Source organism: Roseobacter sp., from assembly GCF_039970775.1.
Classification (GTDB): domain Bacteria; phylum Pseudomonadota; class Alphaproteobacteria; order Rhodobacterales; family Rhodobacteraceae; genus Roseobacter.
The window spans coordinates 1-15,578 of record NZ_JBDVLG010000044.1; the positions used below are offsets into that span (position 1 = coordinate 1).

At 54.8% G+C, this 15,578-nt stretch carries 14 protein-coding genes and 1 pseudogene; 7 read left to right on the top strand and 8 right to left on the bottom strand.

Going from position 1 to position 15,578, the window contains the following annotated elements:
* On the top strand, nt 1-742 hold a 742-nt coding region (locus ABJH13_RS10300; protein WP_348406127.1), incomplete at its 5' end, for an IS110 family transposase.
* Between the two features lie 19 nt (nt 743-761).
* Here the strand turns inward: ABJH13_RS10300 and ABJH13_RS10305 are convergent.
* Nucleotides 762-1,184: pseudogene (locus ABJH13_RS10305) on the bottom strand (recombinase family protein); the annotation flags it as partial.
* A gap of 147 nt (nt 1,185-1,331) precedes the next feature.
* On the opposite strand from ABJH13_RS10305, the gene ABJH13_RS10310 reads away from it, so the two are divergent.
* The gene (locus tag ABJH13_RS10310) at nt 1,332-1,700 is read left to right on the top strand and encodes an XRE family transcriptional regulator (RefSeq protein ID WP_348406128.1); all 369 of its coding nucleotides are present in this window, start codon (nt 1,332-1,334) and stop codon (nt 1,698-1,700) included.
* A gap of 240 nt (nt 1,701-1,940) precedes the next feature.
* Here the strand turns inward: ABJH13_RS10310 and ABJH13_RS10315 are convergent, their stop codons facing one another.
* Both ABJH13_RS10315 and ABJH13_RS10320 read right to left on the bottom strand, forming a co-directional pair.
* The gene (locus ABJH13_RS10315) at nt 1,941-4,493 is read right to left on the bottom strand and encodes an ATP-binding protein (protein WP_348406129.1); all 2,553 of its coding nucleotides are present in this window, start codon (nt 4,491-4,493) and stop codon (nt 1,941-1,943) included.
* A 4-nt stretch (nt 4,494-4,497) separates the two neighbouring features.
* Nucleotides 4,498-5,232 (bottom strand): response regulator transcription factor, encoded by a 735-nt coding sequence (locus tag ABJH13_RS10320; RefSeq protein WP_348406130.1) that lies wholly within the window; start codon nt 5,230-5,232, stop codon nt 4,498-4,500.
* 232 nt (nt 5,233-5,464) lie between these two features.
* Between ABJH13_RS10320 and phnD the strand changes: the two genes are divergently transcribed.
* The 5 genes from phnD (at nt 5,465) to ABJH13_RS10345 (ending at nt 9,866) form a co-directional block, all read left to right on the top strand.
* Nucleotides 5,465-6,448: a phosphate/phosphite/phosphonate ABC transporter substrate-binding protein gene (phnD, locus tag ABJH13_RS10325; protein ID WP_348406131.1), complete on the top strand. Its 984-nt coding sequence runs from the start codon at nt 5,465-5,467 to the stop codon at nt 6,446-6,448.
* 63 nt (nt 6,449-6,511) lie between these two features.
* The gene (gene phnC, locus ABJH13_RS10330; protein WP_348406132.1) at nt 6,512-7,285 is read left to right on the top strand and encodes a phosphonate ABC transporter ATP-binding protein; all 774 of its coding nucleotides are present in this window, start codon (nt 6,512-6,514) and stop codon (nt 7,283-7,285) included.
* Complete coding sequence (gene phnE / locus ABJH13_RS10335) at nt 7,282-8,073, top strand: phosphonate ABC transporter, permease protein PhnE (RefSeq protein WP_348406133.1); 792 nt, start codon at nt 7,282-7,284, stop codon at nt 8,071-8,073. The genes phnC and phnE (ABJH13_RS10335) overlap by 4 nt, the downstream gene beginning before the upstream one ends.
* Complete coding sequence (phnE, locus tag ABJH13_RS10340; protein ID WP_348406134.1) at nt 8,070-8,867, top strand: phosphonate ABC transporter, permease protein PhnE; 798 nt, start codon at nt 8,070-8,072, stop codon at nt 8,865-8,867. The genes phnE (ABJH13_RS10335) and phnE (ABJH13_RS10340) overlap by 4 nt, the downstream gene beginning before the upstream one ends.
* A gap of 114 nt (nt 8,868-8,981) precedes the next feature.
* Nucleotides 8,982-9,866 (top strand): HAD hydrolase-like protein, encoded by an 885-nt coding sequence (locus tag ABJH13_RS10345; RefSeq protein ID WP_348406235.1) that lies wholly within the window; start codon nt 8,982-8,984, stop codon nt 9,864-9,866.
* A gap of 540 nt (nt 9,867-10,406) precedes the next feature.
* Here the strand turns inward: ABJH13_RS10345 and ABJH13_RS10350 are convergent.
* From ABJH13_RS10350 to ABJH13_RS10370, 5 genes are all read right to left on the bottom strand, one after another.
* The gene (locus ABJH13_RS10350) at nt 10,407-11,429 is read right to left on the bottom strand and encodes a carbon-nitrogen hydrolase family protein (RefSeq protein WP_348406135.1); all 1,023 of its coding nucleotides are present in this window, start codon (nt 11,427-11,429) and stop codon (nt 10,407-10,409) included.
* 127 nt (nt 11,430-11,556) lie between these two features.
* Nucleotides 11,557-12,462 carry a LysR family transcriptional regulator gene (locus ABJH13_RS10355; protein ID WP_348406136.1) on the bottom strand — a complete coding sequence of 302 codons (906 nt, stop codon included), beginning with the start codon at nt 12,460-12,462 and terminating at the stop codon, nt 11,557-11,559.
* Between the two features lie 127 nt (nt 12,463-12,589).
* Nucleotides 12,590-14,089: a sodium:solute symporter family protein gene (locus ABJH13_RS10360; RefSeq protein ID WP_348406137.1), complete on the bottom strand. Its 1,500-nt coding sequence runs from the start codon at nt 14,087-14,089 to the stop codon at nt 12,590-12,592.
* Entirely contained in the window at nt 14,086-14,406 is a 321-nt protein-coding gene (locus tag ABJH13_RS10365; protein WP_348406138.1) for a hypothetical protein, read from the bottom strand. The genes ABJH13_RS10360 and ABJH13_RS10365 overlap by 4 nt, the downstream gene beginning before the upstream one ends.
* A 486-nt stretch (nt 14,407-14,892) precedes the next feature.
* On the bottom strand, nt 14,893-15,528 hold the full coding sequence (locus ABJH13_RS10370; RefSeq protein WP_348406139.1) for a glutathione S-transferase: 636 nt from the start codon (nt 15,526-15,528) through the stop codon (nt 14,893-14,895).
* Between the last annotated feature and the right edge of the window lie 50 nt (nt 15,529-15,578).

Consider the following 15,578-nt stretch of genomic DNA (forward strand, 5'->3'; position numbering starts at 1 on the left):
AAAGGGCATTGCTCAAATCCTACGAACAGGCTGGTTCAGCCCGGTTCATATGAAGAGTCGTGAAGCCCACGGGCTGAGGGCGCTATTGAGCACGCGTAGAGCTTTGCTCAAGAAGACAATGGATCTGGCCAACGAGGTTCGGGGCCTGCTGAAAATCTTCGGCGTGCGATTGCCCCGAACAGTAAAACACGGGTCTTTTGATGGCTTGGTGAGGCCGATGATCGAGATGGATGACGTCCTTGCGCATGCAATCATACCATTGCTCGACGCGCGGGCGGTTTTGTTCCAACACTACCTCGAGTTGGATCGGCGCGTGAAACGTGCAGCGTCTCAAGACCAGGTTTGCATGCGCATAATGACCGTTCCAGGTGTTGGGCCAATTGCAGCGCTGACGTTCAAGGCGGCTGTTGATGATCCAAACCGCTTCAAGCGTTCACGTACAGTTGCTGCGCATTTTGGCCTGACGCCAAGGCGCTTTCAGTCAGGGGAGCACGACAATCCTGGCCGAATATCAAAGGCAGGAGATCGAGATGTTCGTGCAACTCTTTATGCTGCTGCCAACGCATTGCTGATGCTAACGATGGCAGGGTCACAGATTAAATCATGGGGCATGCGATTGATACGCACCAAAGGTCGCCGACGCGAAGTTGTTGCCGTCGCCCGCAAACTTGCCGTTCTGCTCCACCGTATGTGGATCGACGGCAGTGAATTCCGTCAGGAACAAAATGGAGGCACGGCATGAACAAGTAGCCCATTTCAATCAAACGAGACTGACCAGAAAAGACCTTTTGCGACAACTCACGACTGTACTCCCCCGCCATCGCACGTTTGACGCCTTTAACGATCGTGGAAACTGGACTGCCGTCATTCTCAAACTGCTCAACGCAATACTCGACTGCGATGCCAGCACGTTTGCAGATATATTCGTAATACGCGCTCTCATCGGCATCCTGAAACCGACCCCAACGGCTGATATCATATACTAGAATAGTGTCGAAATCTGTCTTCCCAGCTTGGATATCTTCGAGCAACTGAGTCAGGCCATCACGCCCTTCGATGCGCACACCACTTTTTCCTGCATCGGAATATGTCTCAATGATCTGGTAGCCGCGTTCATCGGCATAGCGCAGAATGGCATCGGGCTGGTTTTCGGTCGAGCAGCGTTGATACTCAGTCGACATGCGGACATATTGCGCAGCCTTTCGACGGCTGTCTTGTTCATTGTTGTCTTAAGGCCAATTCAACGCTGCGGCCCTCCTTCATTCAAATTCGCAGACCTGCACGGGAATTATGCGATTCTTTTTCAATCTTAACGGGAAAGGATTTGAAGCATGTTTCATAAAAAGGGCAGCTTGTTTCATCGTGAATGCAAGGGACTGGTTTCTGCATCAGAATACCGAAAGGTGATCAGTTCGGCGCTGTCTCAGGAATTGGGCGGCGCTGGTCGCGCGGCGAAAGAAACAGCTCGGTGGACGGGAAAAAGCGAACGAACAGCTAAAAATTGGATTTCGGAAACCTACGGTCCAACTGGTGAAAACCTGATTGAGCTGATGCGGCATTCAGACACCGTCCTTGACGTTGTCCTAGTTTTGGCAGGCCGTCACGAGGAAAGGCTAGCGCGACGTCTCAGCCTTGCTAGGAGCGAAGTTGCTGAGATTTTGCGCGATCTTGATGCGATCTGCAGGCCTGATGATGACTGACTGCCTTAGACATAGTTTTCGAGATCTATCGCCTTTGGGCGAAAGGGAAACCTTTGAGTCGTAAAAAGCAAAGTTAGTGCGTCGTGGCCTCAAAATTTCCTTTAAAATCAAATCTTCGCGGTCACGTAAAAGGTAAAACTATGTGTCGCCCTACACCTTTTTTACTGACGTCAGACACCCAGTCGCCGTCTTTCGGGTGAAACTGGTTTTTACTGCGCCTATTTGCACGAAATCACATGTTTACGGTGCCGACCTGTTTCCTGCACTGTGGGGAATAGAAAATGGCGCCCCTTTGGATATTCTTCCGCGCATCTCAGACACGGCAAGCACCAGATCTGACTTGATGATGGGCTTTGGCAACATTGCGAAACGGCTGCGATATCTTTGGGAAACAGGGTCTTGGGCCGGCAATCGCGAAGATACCAAAATGGCACATGACGACGGGTCGCGCCCGAGGACCATATTGATCAACTGCACCCCCGAGTGACCGTGATCAAGGTTGAGATCAGACACCAATATATCGATGTCTCGCGTGTGTTTGATGGCCTCTTGGGCCTGTGAAAAATCGGTAAATAACACCGTTTCGTAACCGAGCGTTACGAGGGTGCCCTTTAACACGGCGGCGGTGTCTGGATTGTCATCAACCACAATCGCTGTACCTGCGAAGGGCATGTCTGGCGGTTGGACGCTCGATTTATCAGTGACCGGGAAGCGAATTTCGATGGTCGTGCCTTGCCCCACAGAAGAACGTATCTGGATGCTGCCCGCAGATTGGGTGACGAAACCATAGACCATCGACAAGCCCAGCCCAGTGCCTTCCCCGTTCGGACGGGCGGTAAAGAACGGTTCAAACGCGTGACGGCGGGTTTCGTCTGTCATCCCCGTGCCGTCATCCTGAATGGATAGAACGGCGTTGTGATCCTGCGCGCAAAGCGTGATCCAGATATTTCCCGTATCCGGCACAGCTTGCGCGGCATTCATGCAGACATTCAGCAGCGCGCTTTCAAGCTGGCCCGGGTCCAGGCTGACATGCAAAGGGGCCGCACCCAGATCCAGATGTAGGTCGATCGTTTGGGGCAGTGCAATGTCCAGCAGGTCTTGCATCCCTTCCACCAACGCCCCCAGATCAACGACCTCTGGTTCAAGCTGCTGTTTGCGGGCAAATGCAACCAAACGCTCTGTGAGGGAAACGCCCAAATCCACAGCTGTTCTGATCCGCCTAAGACGGGGTGGAGCTGCGGTTGCATCGGCGGTTTCCAGCAGGTGCAGATTGCCTGAAATGGTGGAAAGAATATTCCCGAAATCATGCGCGACTTCGCCGGTCACCTTACCGAGCGTTTCAACACGGCGAATTTCTTCGAGCCTATCTTCGATGCGCTTGCGTTCTGTTGCCTCTGACAAAAGCCAAACGGACCGCCCATCAGGCAGTTGCGATGACCGCACTTCGACCACGTCGCCCATGATGTTCGTATATTCATCATATCCACCGCGATCATCAGCCCCGTTTTGCAGGCGAAAGGCCGATTGCCCCAAGAGGTCCTGCATGGTCCGGGCGGGTGTGTCGTCCCCATCGGGAATGCCCAGAAGGCTGCGCACCTTGTCATTTTGGGCCTCGATAAGACCCTGCGGCGTGAGGATCGCAACACCGTCTTTGATACCGTTAAATACGCTCGAGAACAGAGTATTTTGTCGGGTGATCTGCCCCGCGCGGCGGTCTAACTTGCGCGCATTGGACCGAAACACACCAAACGCATGGAACAGCTGGCCGATCTCATCGTCCGATTTATTCTTCTTGGGCAACGTCACCGTATGGTCGCCCGACGCCAGCCGGTGCATCCCGTCCGCAATGAGCCGCAAGTTGCGCGTCACGTACCGCGATACGAACACTGACGAAATGACAGCCACGCCTGCACTAAAAAGCGCAAGCAGAGCGACACCGGTCTGCGCAAGTTGTAAATCGCTTGAGGTCTGCATCCGCGCCACACCCAGCCGGTCTTCTGCGGCTTTGACGCGCTGGGTTGCATAGGCGCTGATATCGCTAGACAGCTGACGTATCCGAAAAAGGGCGTTTTCGGCATCAAGCGCAGCGGTGAGCAACTGGTACTTCAACTGGAACAGTTCACTGGACGGGCCCGCCAAAATGGCCTCGATATTGTGCAGACCGCGCTGTGCAACTGCGGTGTCCGGAAGGGCAGCACGGCCTTGGTTGAAACGACGATTGATCTCGCCCACCTCCAGTATATCTTGTGCACGGATTACGCTTCGGGCTTCGTTGGTCAGCCGCCCCAATGCAGCCCAGGCCAAACGATCATCTAACGTCGCATCTGTTAAATTGGCCTGCCTTTGAAACCGGTCCTGTAGCCCTGCCAAATCTGCATCGACCTGCGCAATTTCACGTTGTAGTACGCTTTGTGGCGACGACACGCGCACCAGATTGGCAATCGCAACACGTATCCGCGCAAGAGGCAAAGCCAGGTCAGTCGTGCCATCAGAAAGCGTATCAAGCCGTTCAATCGTCTGAAGGATTGCAGCCGCATCGGCCTGTCGTTGATAGGGCAACTGGACGGTCAAAAGAAACGGCGCCGCTGTTGCAAGATCAGCTGCGTTTCGCGACAGGTCCAACGCTTGGGACACCTCAGCCAGCGTATCGCGGTGGATGATATCAAGCCAGTTTTCAGCGTTGCGCAACATCAAAAGGCTAACGACAGAGATCACCATCGTGACCGCGCATAATGTCAAAATCGCGATGGACAGCCGTGCCTTGACGCTTGGCGTATGGAGAGGGGGCCGCATTGCGTTAGCCCGCACCGAGCTGAAAGAAATAGCCCTGTGACCGGCGCGTTTGCAGATGCACGGGTTTGGACGGGGTGTCTTCGATTTTTCGGCGCAAACGCAGGATCAACACATCAATCGTGCGATCTACGTAGCGTTCCATATCAGAGCCGAGTTCGGACAAAAGTTCGGGCCTTGAGATCACTCGCGACGGATTGCGCGCAAGGTATTCAAGCAAACGATATTCGCCGTTTGTCAGCGGAATTTCATGGCCTGCGTGATCCAGCAGAATGCGGCTTTGCAGATCGATGTGTTTGGTTCCAAAGCCAATTGTGTTTTCCGGCAACGTCGGCGTGCGGTTCACGCCGTGCCCATACCGGCGCAAGACGGATCGGATACGGGCCACCAATTCACGCGGGTTGAATGGCTTCATCAGGTAGTCATCCGCGCCGGTTTCAAGGCCGATGATCTGATCGATTTCATCCCCGACCCCGGTCAGCATCACAATGGGCAAAGCATAGCGCGCGCCCACCTGAACGGCCAAATCAAGCCCCGACTCGCCCCGCAACCGCAGATCAATGATCGCAAGATCAACCGCAGGCGGATCGCCAAGGCCCATAAAATCAGCGCTGTTTTCGCAAGCGATCGGGGCAAAACCACTGCTGCTCAGCAATTCGCATAACGTCTCGCGCACTTCCCGATCATCATCGACAATCGCGATGACGGGCGGGGTTTGACCATCGTTTTGATTTTCGGACATCCACCTGATCCTCCCCGATGCGGCGTTTTGACAGACCCTGTCTTAATTTTCGCGCGATACAAAGGAAAAGACAGTGCGTGAAAGGCGTCTGTAATATTGTTAACAATAAATACGCTGTGTTAACACAGCCGGTCTCGCCCTGCGGGGTGTGATCCTCTTAGGCTAAAGACATCGCGTGGTGGCGGTTGGAGGACCCTACCAGATTGCGAGATTTGACCAGGGAGAGATCTACATGACTTTTAAAATGACCAATGCAGCTGTGGCTGCAGGCCTAATGATGCTTGGCAGCGCCACAGTCGCCACAGCCAGCGAGTGTTCCGAGCGCGGTGCGCTGGACGCGCTATATTGCGACGCAAACGGTGATCTGGTGGCAGACGCGCCGACCGACCCCGCAGAACTGAATGATCCAAACACATTGGTTTTTGCCTATACGCCGGTCGAAGATCCCGCGGTATATGCCGATATCTGGGCGCCATTCATTACCCACCTCGAAGACGTCACAGGCAAAGATGTGCAGTTTTTTGCCGTGCAATCAAACTCAGCCGAGGTCGAAGCGATGCGGTCCGGGCGCTTGCACATCGCAGGCTTTTCAACAGGCCCAACACCGTTTGCCGTGAACCTCGCAGGGGCCGTGCCTTTTGCGATCATGGGTGCCGAAGACGGGCAATTTGGCTACCGCCTGCAGGTATTTACTCAGGCCGATAGCGACATTCAAAAAGTGTCCGATCTGGCCGACAAGCGCGTTGCACACACATCGCCTACGTCGAATTCCGGCAACCAAGCGCCACGCGCGTTGTTCCCCGGCCTTGGTGTCATCCCTGATCAGGACTACGAGGTCGTCTATTCTGGCTCTCACGACCAATCCATGTTGGGGGTTGTTGCCGGTGACTACGACGCAGCGCCCGTTGCATCCGAAGTGGTGGACCGCATGGCAGAGCGCGGGCTTTATGACGTCGCGGACGTGCGCAAGATTTGGGAAAGCGATCCGTTCCCCACAACGTCGTTCACATTGGCCCACGATCTGGCACCAGAACTTGCTGCCAAGATCCAAGACGCGTTCTTTACGTTCGAATTTGAGGGCACCGCGCTGGGTGATGAATTCGACGGTGTTAGCAAATTCATCCCGATTACCTATCAGGATCAATGGGCCGTTATCCGTGAAATTCAGGCCTCCAACGGTGTTGAATATACCCCCCAAGGCCTCGCCAACAATTAATCCCCGCTGCAAATTGCCGCTCCGACACATGGGTCGGGGTGGCACGCGCATTTGAGAGGCAACATGCTAGAAATTAAGAATCTTGTGAAAAGATACGGGAAAGGTGCGCCTGTCCTGAAGGACCTGAACCTGACGGTCGAAGGTGAGCAACTCATGTCGATCATCGGGTCATCCGGTGCCGGCAAAAGTACGCTGCTGCGTTGCATCAACCGTCTTGTCGAACCCACGTCAGGCACAATCACATTGAACGGCACCGATTTCACAACCCTTGGTGCAAAAGACCTGCGCATGGCCCGTCGCCGGGTGGGAATGGTCTTCCAAAGTTTCAATCTGGTGGACCGGCTGAGCGTCATGGAAAACGTGCAATCCGGGCGTTTGGGCTATATTTCCACATGGGCTGCTGTCACCCGCCGCTATCCCACCGCAGACATTGAACGCGCGTTCGAATTGATGGAACGTGTGGGCATTGCGCAATATGCGGACAAACGCGCGGATGAGCTATCGGGTGGTGAACGCCAACGCGTTGGCGTTGTGCGCGCCCTGATGCAGCGCCCCGAAATACTGCTTGCGGATGAACCGACGGCATCGCTTGATCCGAAAACATCGGAACAGATTATGTCTTTGTTGCGCGACCTCGCGCGCGAACTGAACCTGCCTGTCATCATCAACATCCACAACGTGACCGAAGCGAAAGAATATAGCGACCGGATCGTTGGCATGCGCTACGGGCGGATCATTTTTGACGCCACACCTGCCGCGCTGGATGCGGCACAAATGGATGAAATCTACGCCGGGACCCCATCGCAAGACCGTCAGGAAATGGGTGCTGTCGCATGACCACCCAAACCGTTTGGCGCAAACCGCCGTTCATCAAATCGCCTGTCGTACGATGGGTGTTTTATATCGCCGTCGCTGCCTATGTGGTCGGAACAATTGCAACATTGCCCATCGATTGGGAACGCACATCACAAGGGATGGCGCGGGCCGGACGTATCTTTAGCGGGGCCTTCCCACCCAGTTTCGAACGGTCCGGGCTGTTGATATCCGGCTTTATGGAAAGCCTAAAGATCGCGATCCTTGCGACAACGCTTGGCATGACCCTATCCGTGCCGTTGGCCTTTATGGCGGCCCGCAACATCTCGTCCAAACCGGTGTATCTTTTGGGCCGTGGGATCTTCATCCTTGCGCGCAGCTTCCATCCTGTGATCGTAGCGATCATCTTCGTCAAAGCCGTGGGCTTTGGTCCTTTGGCAGGGGCGCTGACGTTGACGATATATTCCATCGGGTTTGTCGCCAAATTGCTGGCCGAACGTATCGAAGAAATTGATTTCGGGCAGGTCGAAGCCATGCGATCCGTCGGCGCGCCGTTCTTTAGCACCATGATCTATGCGATTTTACCGCAGATCATGCCGCGCCTCGTGGGGCTTGGGATTTACCAGCTTGATAGCAACCTGCGTGCCTCTGCCGTGGTTGGTATCGTCGGCGCAGGCGGCATTGGCGCAACCCTTGCCAACGCGTTCGGCCGGTATGACTACGATTTCGCGCTTGCCATCACCATGGTCATCGTTGGCGCGATCCTGATGTCCGAAGCCGTCAGCGGCATGATCAGAAAGCGCATGACATGACACAGAACCCAGCACTTGAATGGGCGCGGTTTACCCCTGCGCAACGGATGAAACGATATGTGGCGTTGCTGTCTGTCACTTTGGTGGTTGTTTGGGCCTTGGGCAGTATCGATGTGATCTGGGAATGGGTCTGGGATGCGCCATTGCAGCTGGCCGATCTGTTCACCCGCATGGTTCCACCCGACCCCACCAACCTGCCCTCTATCCTTGAGGCGACATGGCAAACGATCAACATTGCCACGATTGCGACGATGATCGCCGTGGTGCTATCTTTGCCCGTTGCCTATATCTCGGCGCAAAATACGACCCCCAATGTCGTGTTTCTTTGGATTGGCCGGTTTATTCTGGTGTCGTCGAGATCCGTCAATACGATCATCTGGGCGCTGTTGTTCGTTGCCATCTTCGGGCCGGGAATTATCGCGGGGATTATCGCGATTATGTTCCGGTCCATCGGTTTCCTTGGCAAGCTATTGGGCGAGGCGATTGAAGAAATAGATCCCGCCCCAGTCGAAGCGTTAGAAGCCTGCGGCGCATCGCGGTTTCAGGTGGTGTTGTACGGAATCGTCCCGCAAGTCATGCCCGCGTTTTTTGCGATCAGCATTCTACGTTGGGATATCAACCTGCGCGAATCCACCGTTCTTGGGCTAGTTGGTGCGGGTGGTATTGGGATCATCCTGCAAGGCGCTATTGATACGTTTCAATGGCAAGAAGTTTCGATGGTTCTGCTGACCATCCTCGCCCTTGTTATCGCCGGTGAAATGATTTCATCTGCACTTCGTAAGAAGCTGCTGTAACAGAGAAACGAGTTTCAGGGCCGACGGGTATCCATCGGCCCCAACACAGGTGTAGATTATGACACCCATCAAAGGAAAAGCCGCGTGACTGATGAAAATCAGGGGCCGAACGAGCTGCTAACAACGCAGATAATTTTCGACCGCTACGAAGAAATTCGAGGGCGCCTTCCGGTTGTTGAAACTCGAATTGAAACTACCGAAATTCAATCATTGCTCGATATTTCGGGCCAGGTAGACACGTTTGTTTTTGACGCCTTTGGGGTTTTGAATGTCGGCGATAACCTGATCCCCGGCGCAGACCATAGGCTTGATCAACTGCGCGACCGTGGGTGCGCCATTCGCATCCTGACAAACGCCGCAAGTTATGATCGCAGTGGCGCGATTGCAAAATTCAAACGGCTCGGGCTGCGGGTCAAAGACGACGAAATCATAACCAGTCGGCAGGCCACATTGCAAAGCATGGGTGCAGGGCATTGGGGCGTAATTGCCGCCGACGAAGACCTGCTAAAAGATCTGCCACACGGCGTAACCCGACTAAAAGACAACGCAAAAGACTACAACATGGTCGATCAGTTTTTGTTTTTGTCGACAGCGGATTGGACGACAAAGCAGCAAGAACTGCTACAAGCCGCCATGCACCGCCGCCCCCGGCAGGTGCTGATCGGCAATGCCGACCTTGCAGCGCCCCGTGACGCCGGTTTTTCACGAGAGCCCGGGTATTTCGGCCACCTTATCGCCGATTTGTTTCCTGCCCATGTGCGCTTTTTCGGGAAACCGTTTCCCGAGGTTTACGACATAATAGAGGCATCACTGCCTACCCCGGTGCCAAATCGGATCGCGATGTGCGGCGATACGCTTCATACAGACATCCTAGGGGCCGCGGCGCGCGGTTGGCGCACTGTGCTTGTCACTCAAGACGGTTTATTCGCAGGCTATGATACTCAGCCATTCGCCAAACAAGCATGCCTTTTTGCCGATTGGCGCCTCAGCCGTATCTAAAGGCCGGCACACGTCGCTGGTGCTTTAAATTACAAGTGGGTGTAGAAGGTTGACAAAACGTAGCGCGCTTTTCGGGGCCATTAGATGACGTTTCGACGGCCTCTAATTCTGCGACAAGAGGTATCTTACGCTCGGGCAATTCAAAGCCGCAACCTGTTCGTCCCCCCGCAAACCCGAGATAAGGAACACGTCACGAAAGTTTGAAGCGCGTTAAACTCGCCCTTTCATTCATCCACGACCTGCGTGTTCAAGAAAGTCCCGAATGAAATAAAACGAATAAATTACTGTCGTCGTGGCGACTAAAATGTAAATGACCGCATCAGGGTCGTCGATACTCGGCCCAATTGCTTTTGCGGGTCTCCCCGACAACGCCAACGCGACAACGATATGCCGTTCATTCAAAAACACGGGGCGAAAAAGGAATATCGTCGCGACATAAACGAGTATACATCACTTCGCCCTTAAAAACAAAATCTTATCTATTCCTGAGCAACTATAGAGGCTGTGTAGTTCCGCCTGATGCCCCGGTCAGGATGCCTTTCATTCGTCCTCATCCGCAGTGCCCGCCGACCCATCGCATGGGGTCAATTCATCGTTGAATGTTATCGGTACGGTACGGTGTCGGTTCACCCGCAGATCATAAATATCGAACCGGTTGTAGCCTGCCGTGACATCGTGGAACCGTTTGGGCTCTATGCATTTGTCCAAATCAATATCGGCATATCCGATACCTTCTTCTGTCAAACTATCGCCAATCTGTGCCCCCGTCGGATCGACAAAGAAACTCTGCGCGCGCGGGCACGCATCTAACATCTGCATCAAAGCGGGGTCCCCATCTGCGGCCAATTCAGTTGCGCGCGCGTCAAAACACCCCGCCACAACAACACCAAAACACTTGGCCTCAAACGCATGCCCGGCAGCGCGGATGAGATTTGCCGCCCGGTTATCAAAATTGGCGCTCTCTTCCGGCGGCCGTGTGGGCCAGATCGGCGGGTAGCTAGAGATGTGCACCTGTTCGGCCTGCGCCATCAAACTATAGCGCGACAGCGGGTTGGTGTTTTCCCCGCAAATTAGGTTTCCTATACGACCTTGTGATGTCTCCAACACCTTCAGGCCTGCACCATCCCCCTGATCCCACGTCAGTTTTTCATAAAACGTCGGAACCAATTTGCGGTGATGGTTAAGCACGCTACCGGTCTCGTCAATCAACAGGTTGCTGTTCCAAAGCCCCCCAACAGAGCTTGGGTTTCGCTCTGATATTCCCAAAGATACGATCACCCCGTACCGCGCCGCCGCCTTGCGGATAATCGCAACCTCAGGGCCATCGGCGAAAACAGACGCCTCGACGTATTTCTTAAAAAGACCATGGGATTTTACCGGGCTGTGAATAGCCGCCCAAACGGGAAACCCAGGCAGATACCCTTCGGAGAACGCAATGAGTTTGGCACCGTTTCCTGCGGCTTCTGCGATGGTCGAAACAGCTTTTTCAGCACTGGCCAGCGGGTCAAGGTATACGGGCGCGGTATGAGCCACAGCGGCGCGAAAAATATGGTTTTTAAACATCAGGTTACTCCCCAGAATTTCCACCAGTTTCCGGGAATACCACGCGCAATCCAACGGCAATTTATGCACGACACTGTGCGTAGATAAACCGCCTTATCACGGGCATGCTGTGCCAATCAGAGGCTAGTTAGATTCCATTCAGGTAGGTTTGGTTGGTCTCAAAAAGTCGTTCCAGATAGGTTTGAACGGCTTTTATACGCGGAATATTTCGCAGGTCTTGGTGCACAGAAATCCAAAGGGGGCGCCGTGCTGCCAAATCGGGCATGACGCGCACCATGCTTTCGGTATCAGACAAGGCAAAATGCGGCAAAGCAACGATGCCCAGTGCGCCTCTTGCGGCGCTGCGCTGCACAATCATACTATTGGACCGGAAAATAATGCGCGGCCGGGTCACCAATTCCTCTAGCCAGCGCACGGTTTCCAGTTCCACGAACTGATCCAGATAGCCGATATAGCTGTGGTCGGCCATCTGATCGGGGGTTGTGGGGGTTCCGTTCGCCGCAAGATAATCGGGCGCGGCATAAAGCCCGATGCCAAATGCCCCCGCCCGCTTCGAGACCATATCGGTGCCCTGTGGCTTATGAAAGCTGAGCAAAATATCCGCCTCACGGTTGCTGATCTGCACCTCGCGCGCCGTGGTCAAAAGCTCCAACTGGATATGCGGGTAGGAGGCCTGAAACCCCGCCAGGCGCGACGCAAGATAGAGCGATGCGATCCCCTCCATCGTGGCAAAACGCACGACGCCACTGGTATCGCCGGACCCTTCGATATCGCTGCGCAGGTTGCTTACCCCAAGCGAGATTTCCTCGGCGCGTTTCAAAACAGATCGGCCAAATGTTGTCAGGATCAAACCGTCTCGGTTCCGCTCGAACACTGCGGCACCCAAAACCTGTTCGAGACGCGACAGCCTGCGCGACACTGTAGAGTGGCTCAACCGCAGTTCTTTGGCCGCGCCACTGACCCGTTGGTAACGCACAGCGATCAGAAAAACCCTGATGTCACCCCAGTCCAAACTTGCGAGGGGGTCGTTCATCTTCATACCACATGTTGCTTTCGTTAACGCTACTTGGGGCGGTTGATCGTGTCAAACCAGCCCCTTCACACAAAACGACCGGAACTAGTGCGCACCGGCCGTTTCAATCGTGTTAGGCGTGAAACGTTTAGCCGTTGGCCACAGCCCCGCGCGTTTCGGGGAACCGGTCGGCCATGTCGCCTTGGAACCGTTTGCGACGCACCGCCTCGACGGGGTTTTTCACCGCGAGCGACAGGCCAAAGAACACAACCGCCCCGATGATCAACCCCCACAGTGGCGGCCCGATTTTACCCGGTGTCGGGATCAACCCGAACTGCATCGCCAGCATTGTGCCCCAGCACAGCAACATAGACCAAAACGCCGCGGGTTCTGATGCGCGGCCCCAGTAAAGCGCCCCAAGCAGTGGCAACAAGAACGACAGCGCCATGCCCACGCCAACCGACGCCAGCGGCGCGATCAGGGAACGCCCCTGCGGCGAGAACGCAAATGCGACAACGGCCAGGATAAACACCACCTCAAAGCAACGTCCCAGCCGCATCCGCGTGTTCATATCCGCCTGCATCACCGATGGCATAAGATCTTGGGTAAAGCTTGATGTCGCCGAAATCAGCTGGCTATCGAGCGTCGACATGCCTGCCGCAAACACCGCAATCACCAAAACCACACCCATCGCGGGCAGATATTTGGCAAAGATCAACGGCACAAGCGCGTCTGAATTTGCGCCCTCGGGGATGGTCAGATCCATACCAATGGCCAGCATTCCGATAACGGCCCCCGTAAAGGTCACGATGAACAACGCCAAGAACGATGTGATCGCGGCCCCCTTCACAAGCGTTTTGCCGCCATTCGCCATGTACAACCGTTGCCACAGATGCGGGGTCAGCACCCAACCGAAGGACCACAAAACCATCAACGTAATGTAGCGCCCTCCGCCTCCGTCAAAGAAAAACAATTCAGGGTTCGCATTGACCGAATTGGTCCAACCCGCATCCCAGCCACCGGCCCAACGGACCACAAGAAACATAGTGACAATCAGCAACAGTGCAAAAATAAAGCCCTGAATGACGTCCGTCCAGACAACCGCGCGGCTGCCACCAACAAAGGAATACACGCCAACGCAGATTGCGATCAGCAAGACGCCAAAGTTGAAGTTGATCAGGCCCTCAGAGATCGAGCTGAGCGCGATTGCGATACCAGTGATCTGGATCGCGGAATAGGGAAACAACACCGCGATGCAAATGAGACCCGTCAAAATACGCAACCGGCGGCTGCTGTTGTAATATGCCGCTAACAGGTCTGCGGGTGTGATAAACTTGAACCGTTTCCCCAGCGCCCAAATTCGGGGCCCGATGATCATGATCAAGATCGGACCCATGGAGTTAAAAAAGCCAAAGAGCAGCCAATTCACACCTGTTTTGTAAAACAGGCTTGGCCCCCCAAGAAACGCAAATGTAGAGAACCAAGTGGCGAACATTGTGCCCACCAACATAAAGATATTGGCGCTGCGCCCCATCACGAACCAGTCTTCGGGGTCGCCTGCCTTGTTGGTCAGAAACGCGCGGTAGCCGATGTAAAACATCAAGACGAGGTAAAGGCCCATGCCCCCCAGCATGAATACGGTTGTCATTCTGCGCCCTCCACGCCAGTCGTTTCAATCATGTCGACCCAAGCCAACCCGCGCGTCAGAAAATATGCCGCGCCCAAAAGACAGTTCAGCGTGAAGACCGCGTAGGAATAAAACACCGTCGTGGGCATACCGCTTATGCCGATGTCTTGGCTGTTCCCATAGATGTTGAACACAGGCAGAAGCGCCAAAATAATATTCACGACGGCCCACCCCAAAAACATCTGACCCACGCGTGACCGCGGAATGATGCCAAATATTGGATAGCGCGCGTCGTGACCTACGCTGTCTTGCAGGTTGGACTGTTGATTTGGGCTCATAATTTTATCTCCAGCTTGGGTCTGTTCGCCGATGGGCGCGACCTGTCGGCCCCGAACAGAGCCAGAGCGCCCGCAAACCGCTATGAAAGAAAATGCACGGCCATGTGCAAGTATCGACGCCGCAATCGCGGTGGTGCGCCCCCGTTATCACCCGCATGCCGGGGGCTGGATCGCCTTGACCACAGCGGGCTAAACTTTAACGTGGGCTGGAAGAACACGCATATCGGCACAATCCGAGATACACATAGCACATTGATTTAAATATGTTTTCAACGCGCCCAGCGGCATATAAACATGACCAAAACAATAGGAAAACTGCGAGGCCACATGGGGGTGCAGCGGTTTCATGCACCGCCCCAGGCATCACAACACGATCACCGCCCTACAAAAACTCGACGATTTTCGTGACTGCCAGATGCGCCGGTACCTCGTCCCCGCGCATAGCTGCCGCTTAAAAATTAGTCGCTACTGCCGCGCCATATCCGCTTAGGCGTTGAACAGAACCGGGGCATCGCCGTCCGCCCAAGGAACGTATTTATGCATGACCTGCGCAAAAGGGTCGCTGCCCAAAAACCTGTCCAGCCAAGCAATCACGCCCGGCCAAGGCTGCGCGTCGAACCACACCCTATCGACAAACGCAAACTGCCGCACGAAGGGCAACACCGCGTAATCGGCCAACGTGGGGTGGTCTCCGAATAGCCAAAGGTGGCCCGCCAAACGCACCTCTAACCGCAGCAGGTGGTCGGCCGCTGCGCTGCGTTCTGCCGTGCGGTCCAGATGCGGGTACCGTGCGTTATATTTTGTGTGGTCCAGCGCGGTTTTGAACGGCCCATCGTTTGCCTCAATCAATCTCCAACCTGCGTCGGGCATGCGCAACAGGTGCAGCGGGTCGTTTTGTTCAAGCGCCCAGATCATGATGTCCAGGCTTTCATCTATAACGTGGTGGTCCAACCGAAGGGCGGGCACCGTGCCCGACGTGGATGTTTGCAAAAACGCAGGTGGTTTGTCCCGCAACAGGATTTCCCGCACCTCGACGGTGAGGCCCGCACACGCCACTGCAAGGCGCGCCCTGATCGCGTAAGGGCAGCGGCGGAAGGTCCACAAGATCGGAAGATGTGCCATTTAAAAGGGTCTATGCGATGGAAACAACCACCGTCAAACCAAAAGCCTCA

Bases quoted from the DNA above. Each gene is read 5' to 3' on its own strand.
- ABJH13_RS10360 (WP_348406137.1), bottom strand. From the start codon at position 14,089: ATGACAACCGTATTCATGCTGGGGGGCATGGGCCTTTACCTCGTCTTG.
- ABJH13_RS10320 (WP_348406130.1), bottom strand. From the start codon at position 5,232: ATGTCCGAAAATCAAAACGATGGTCAAACCCCGCCCGTCATCGCGATT.
- ABJH13_RS10350 (WP_348406135.1), bottom strand. From the start codon at position 11,429: ATGTTTAAAAACCATATTTTTCGCGCCGCTGTGGCTCATACCGCGCCC.
- phnE (WP_348406133.1), top strand. From the start codon at position 7,282: ATGACCACCCAAACCGTTTGGCGCAAACCGCCGTTCATCAAATCGCCT.
- phnE (WP_348406134.1), top strand. From the start codon at position 8,070: ATGACACAGAACCCAGCACTTGAATGGGCGCGGTTTACCCCTGCGCAA.
- phnC (WP_348406132.1), top strand. From the start codon at position 6,512: ATGCTAGAAATTAAGAATCTTGTGAAAAGATACGGGAAAGGTGCGCCT.
- phnD (WP_348406131.1), top strand. From the start codon at position 5,465: ATGACTTTTAAAATGACCAATGCAGCTGTGGCTGCAGGCCTAATGATG.
- ABJH13_RS10365 (WP_348406138.1), bottom strand. From the start codon at position 14,406: ATGAGCCCAAATCAACAGTCCAACCTGCAAGACAGCGTAGGTCACGAC.
- ABJH13_RS10370 (WP_348406139.1), bottom strand. From the start codon at position 15,528: ATGGCACATCTTCCGATCTTGTGGACCTTCCGCCGCTGCCCTTACGCG.
- ABJH13_RS10310 (WP_348406128.1), top strand. From the start codon at position 1,332: ATGTTTCATAAAAAGGGCAGCTTGTTTCATCGTGAATGCAAGGGACTG.
- ABJH13_RS10315 (WP_348406129.1), bottom strand. From the start codon at position 4,493: ATGCGGCCCCCTCTCCATACGCCAAGCGTCAAGGCACGGCTGTCCATC.
- ABJH13_RS10355 (WP_348406136.1), bottom strand. From the start codon at position 12,462: ATGAACGACCCCCTCGCAAGTTTGGACTGGGGTGACATCAGGGTTTTT.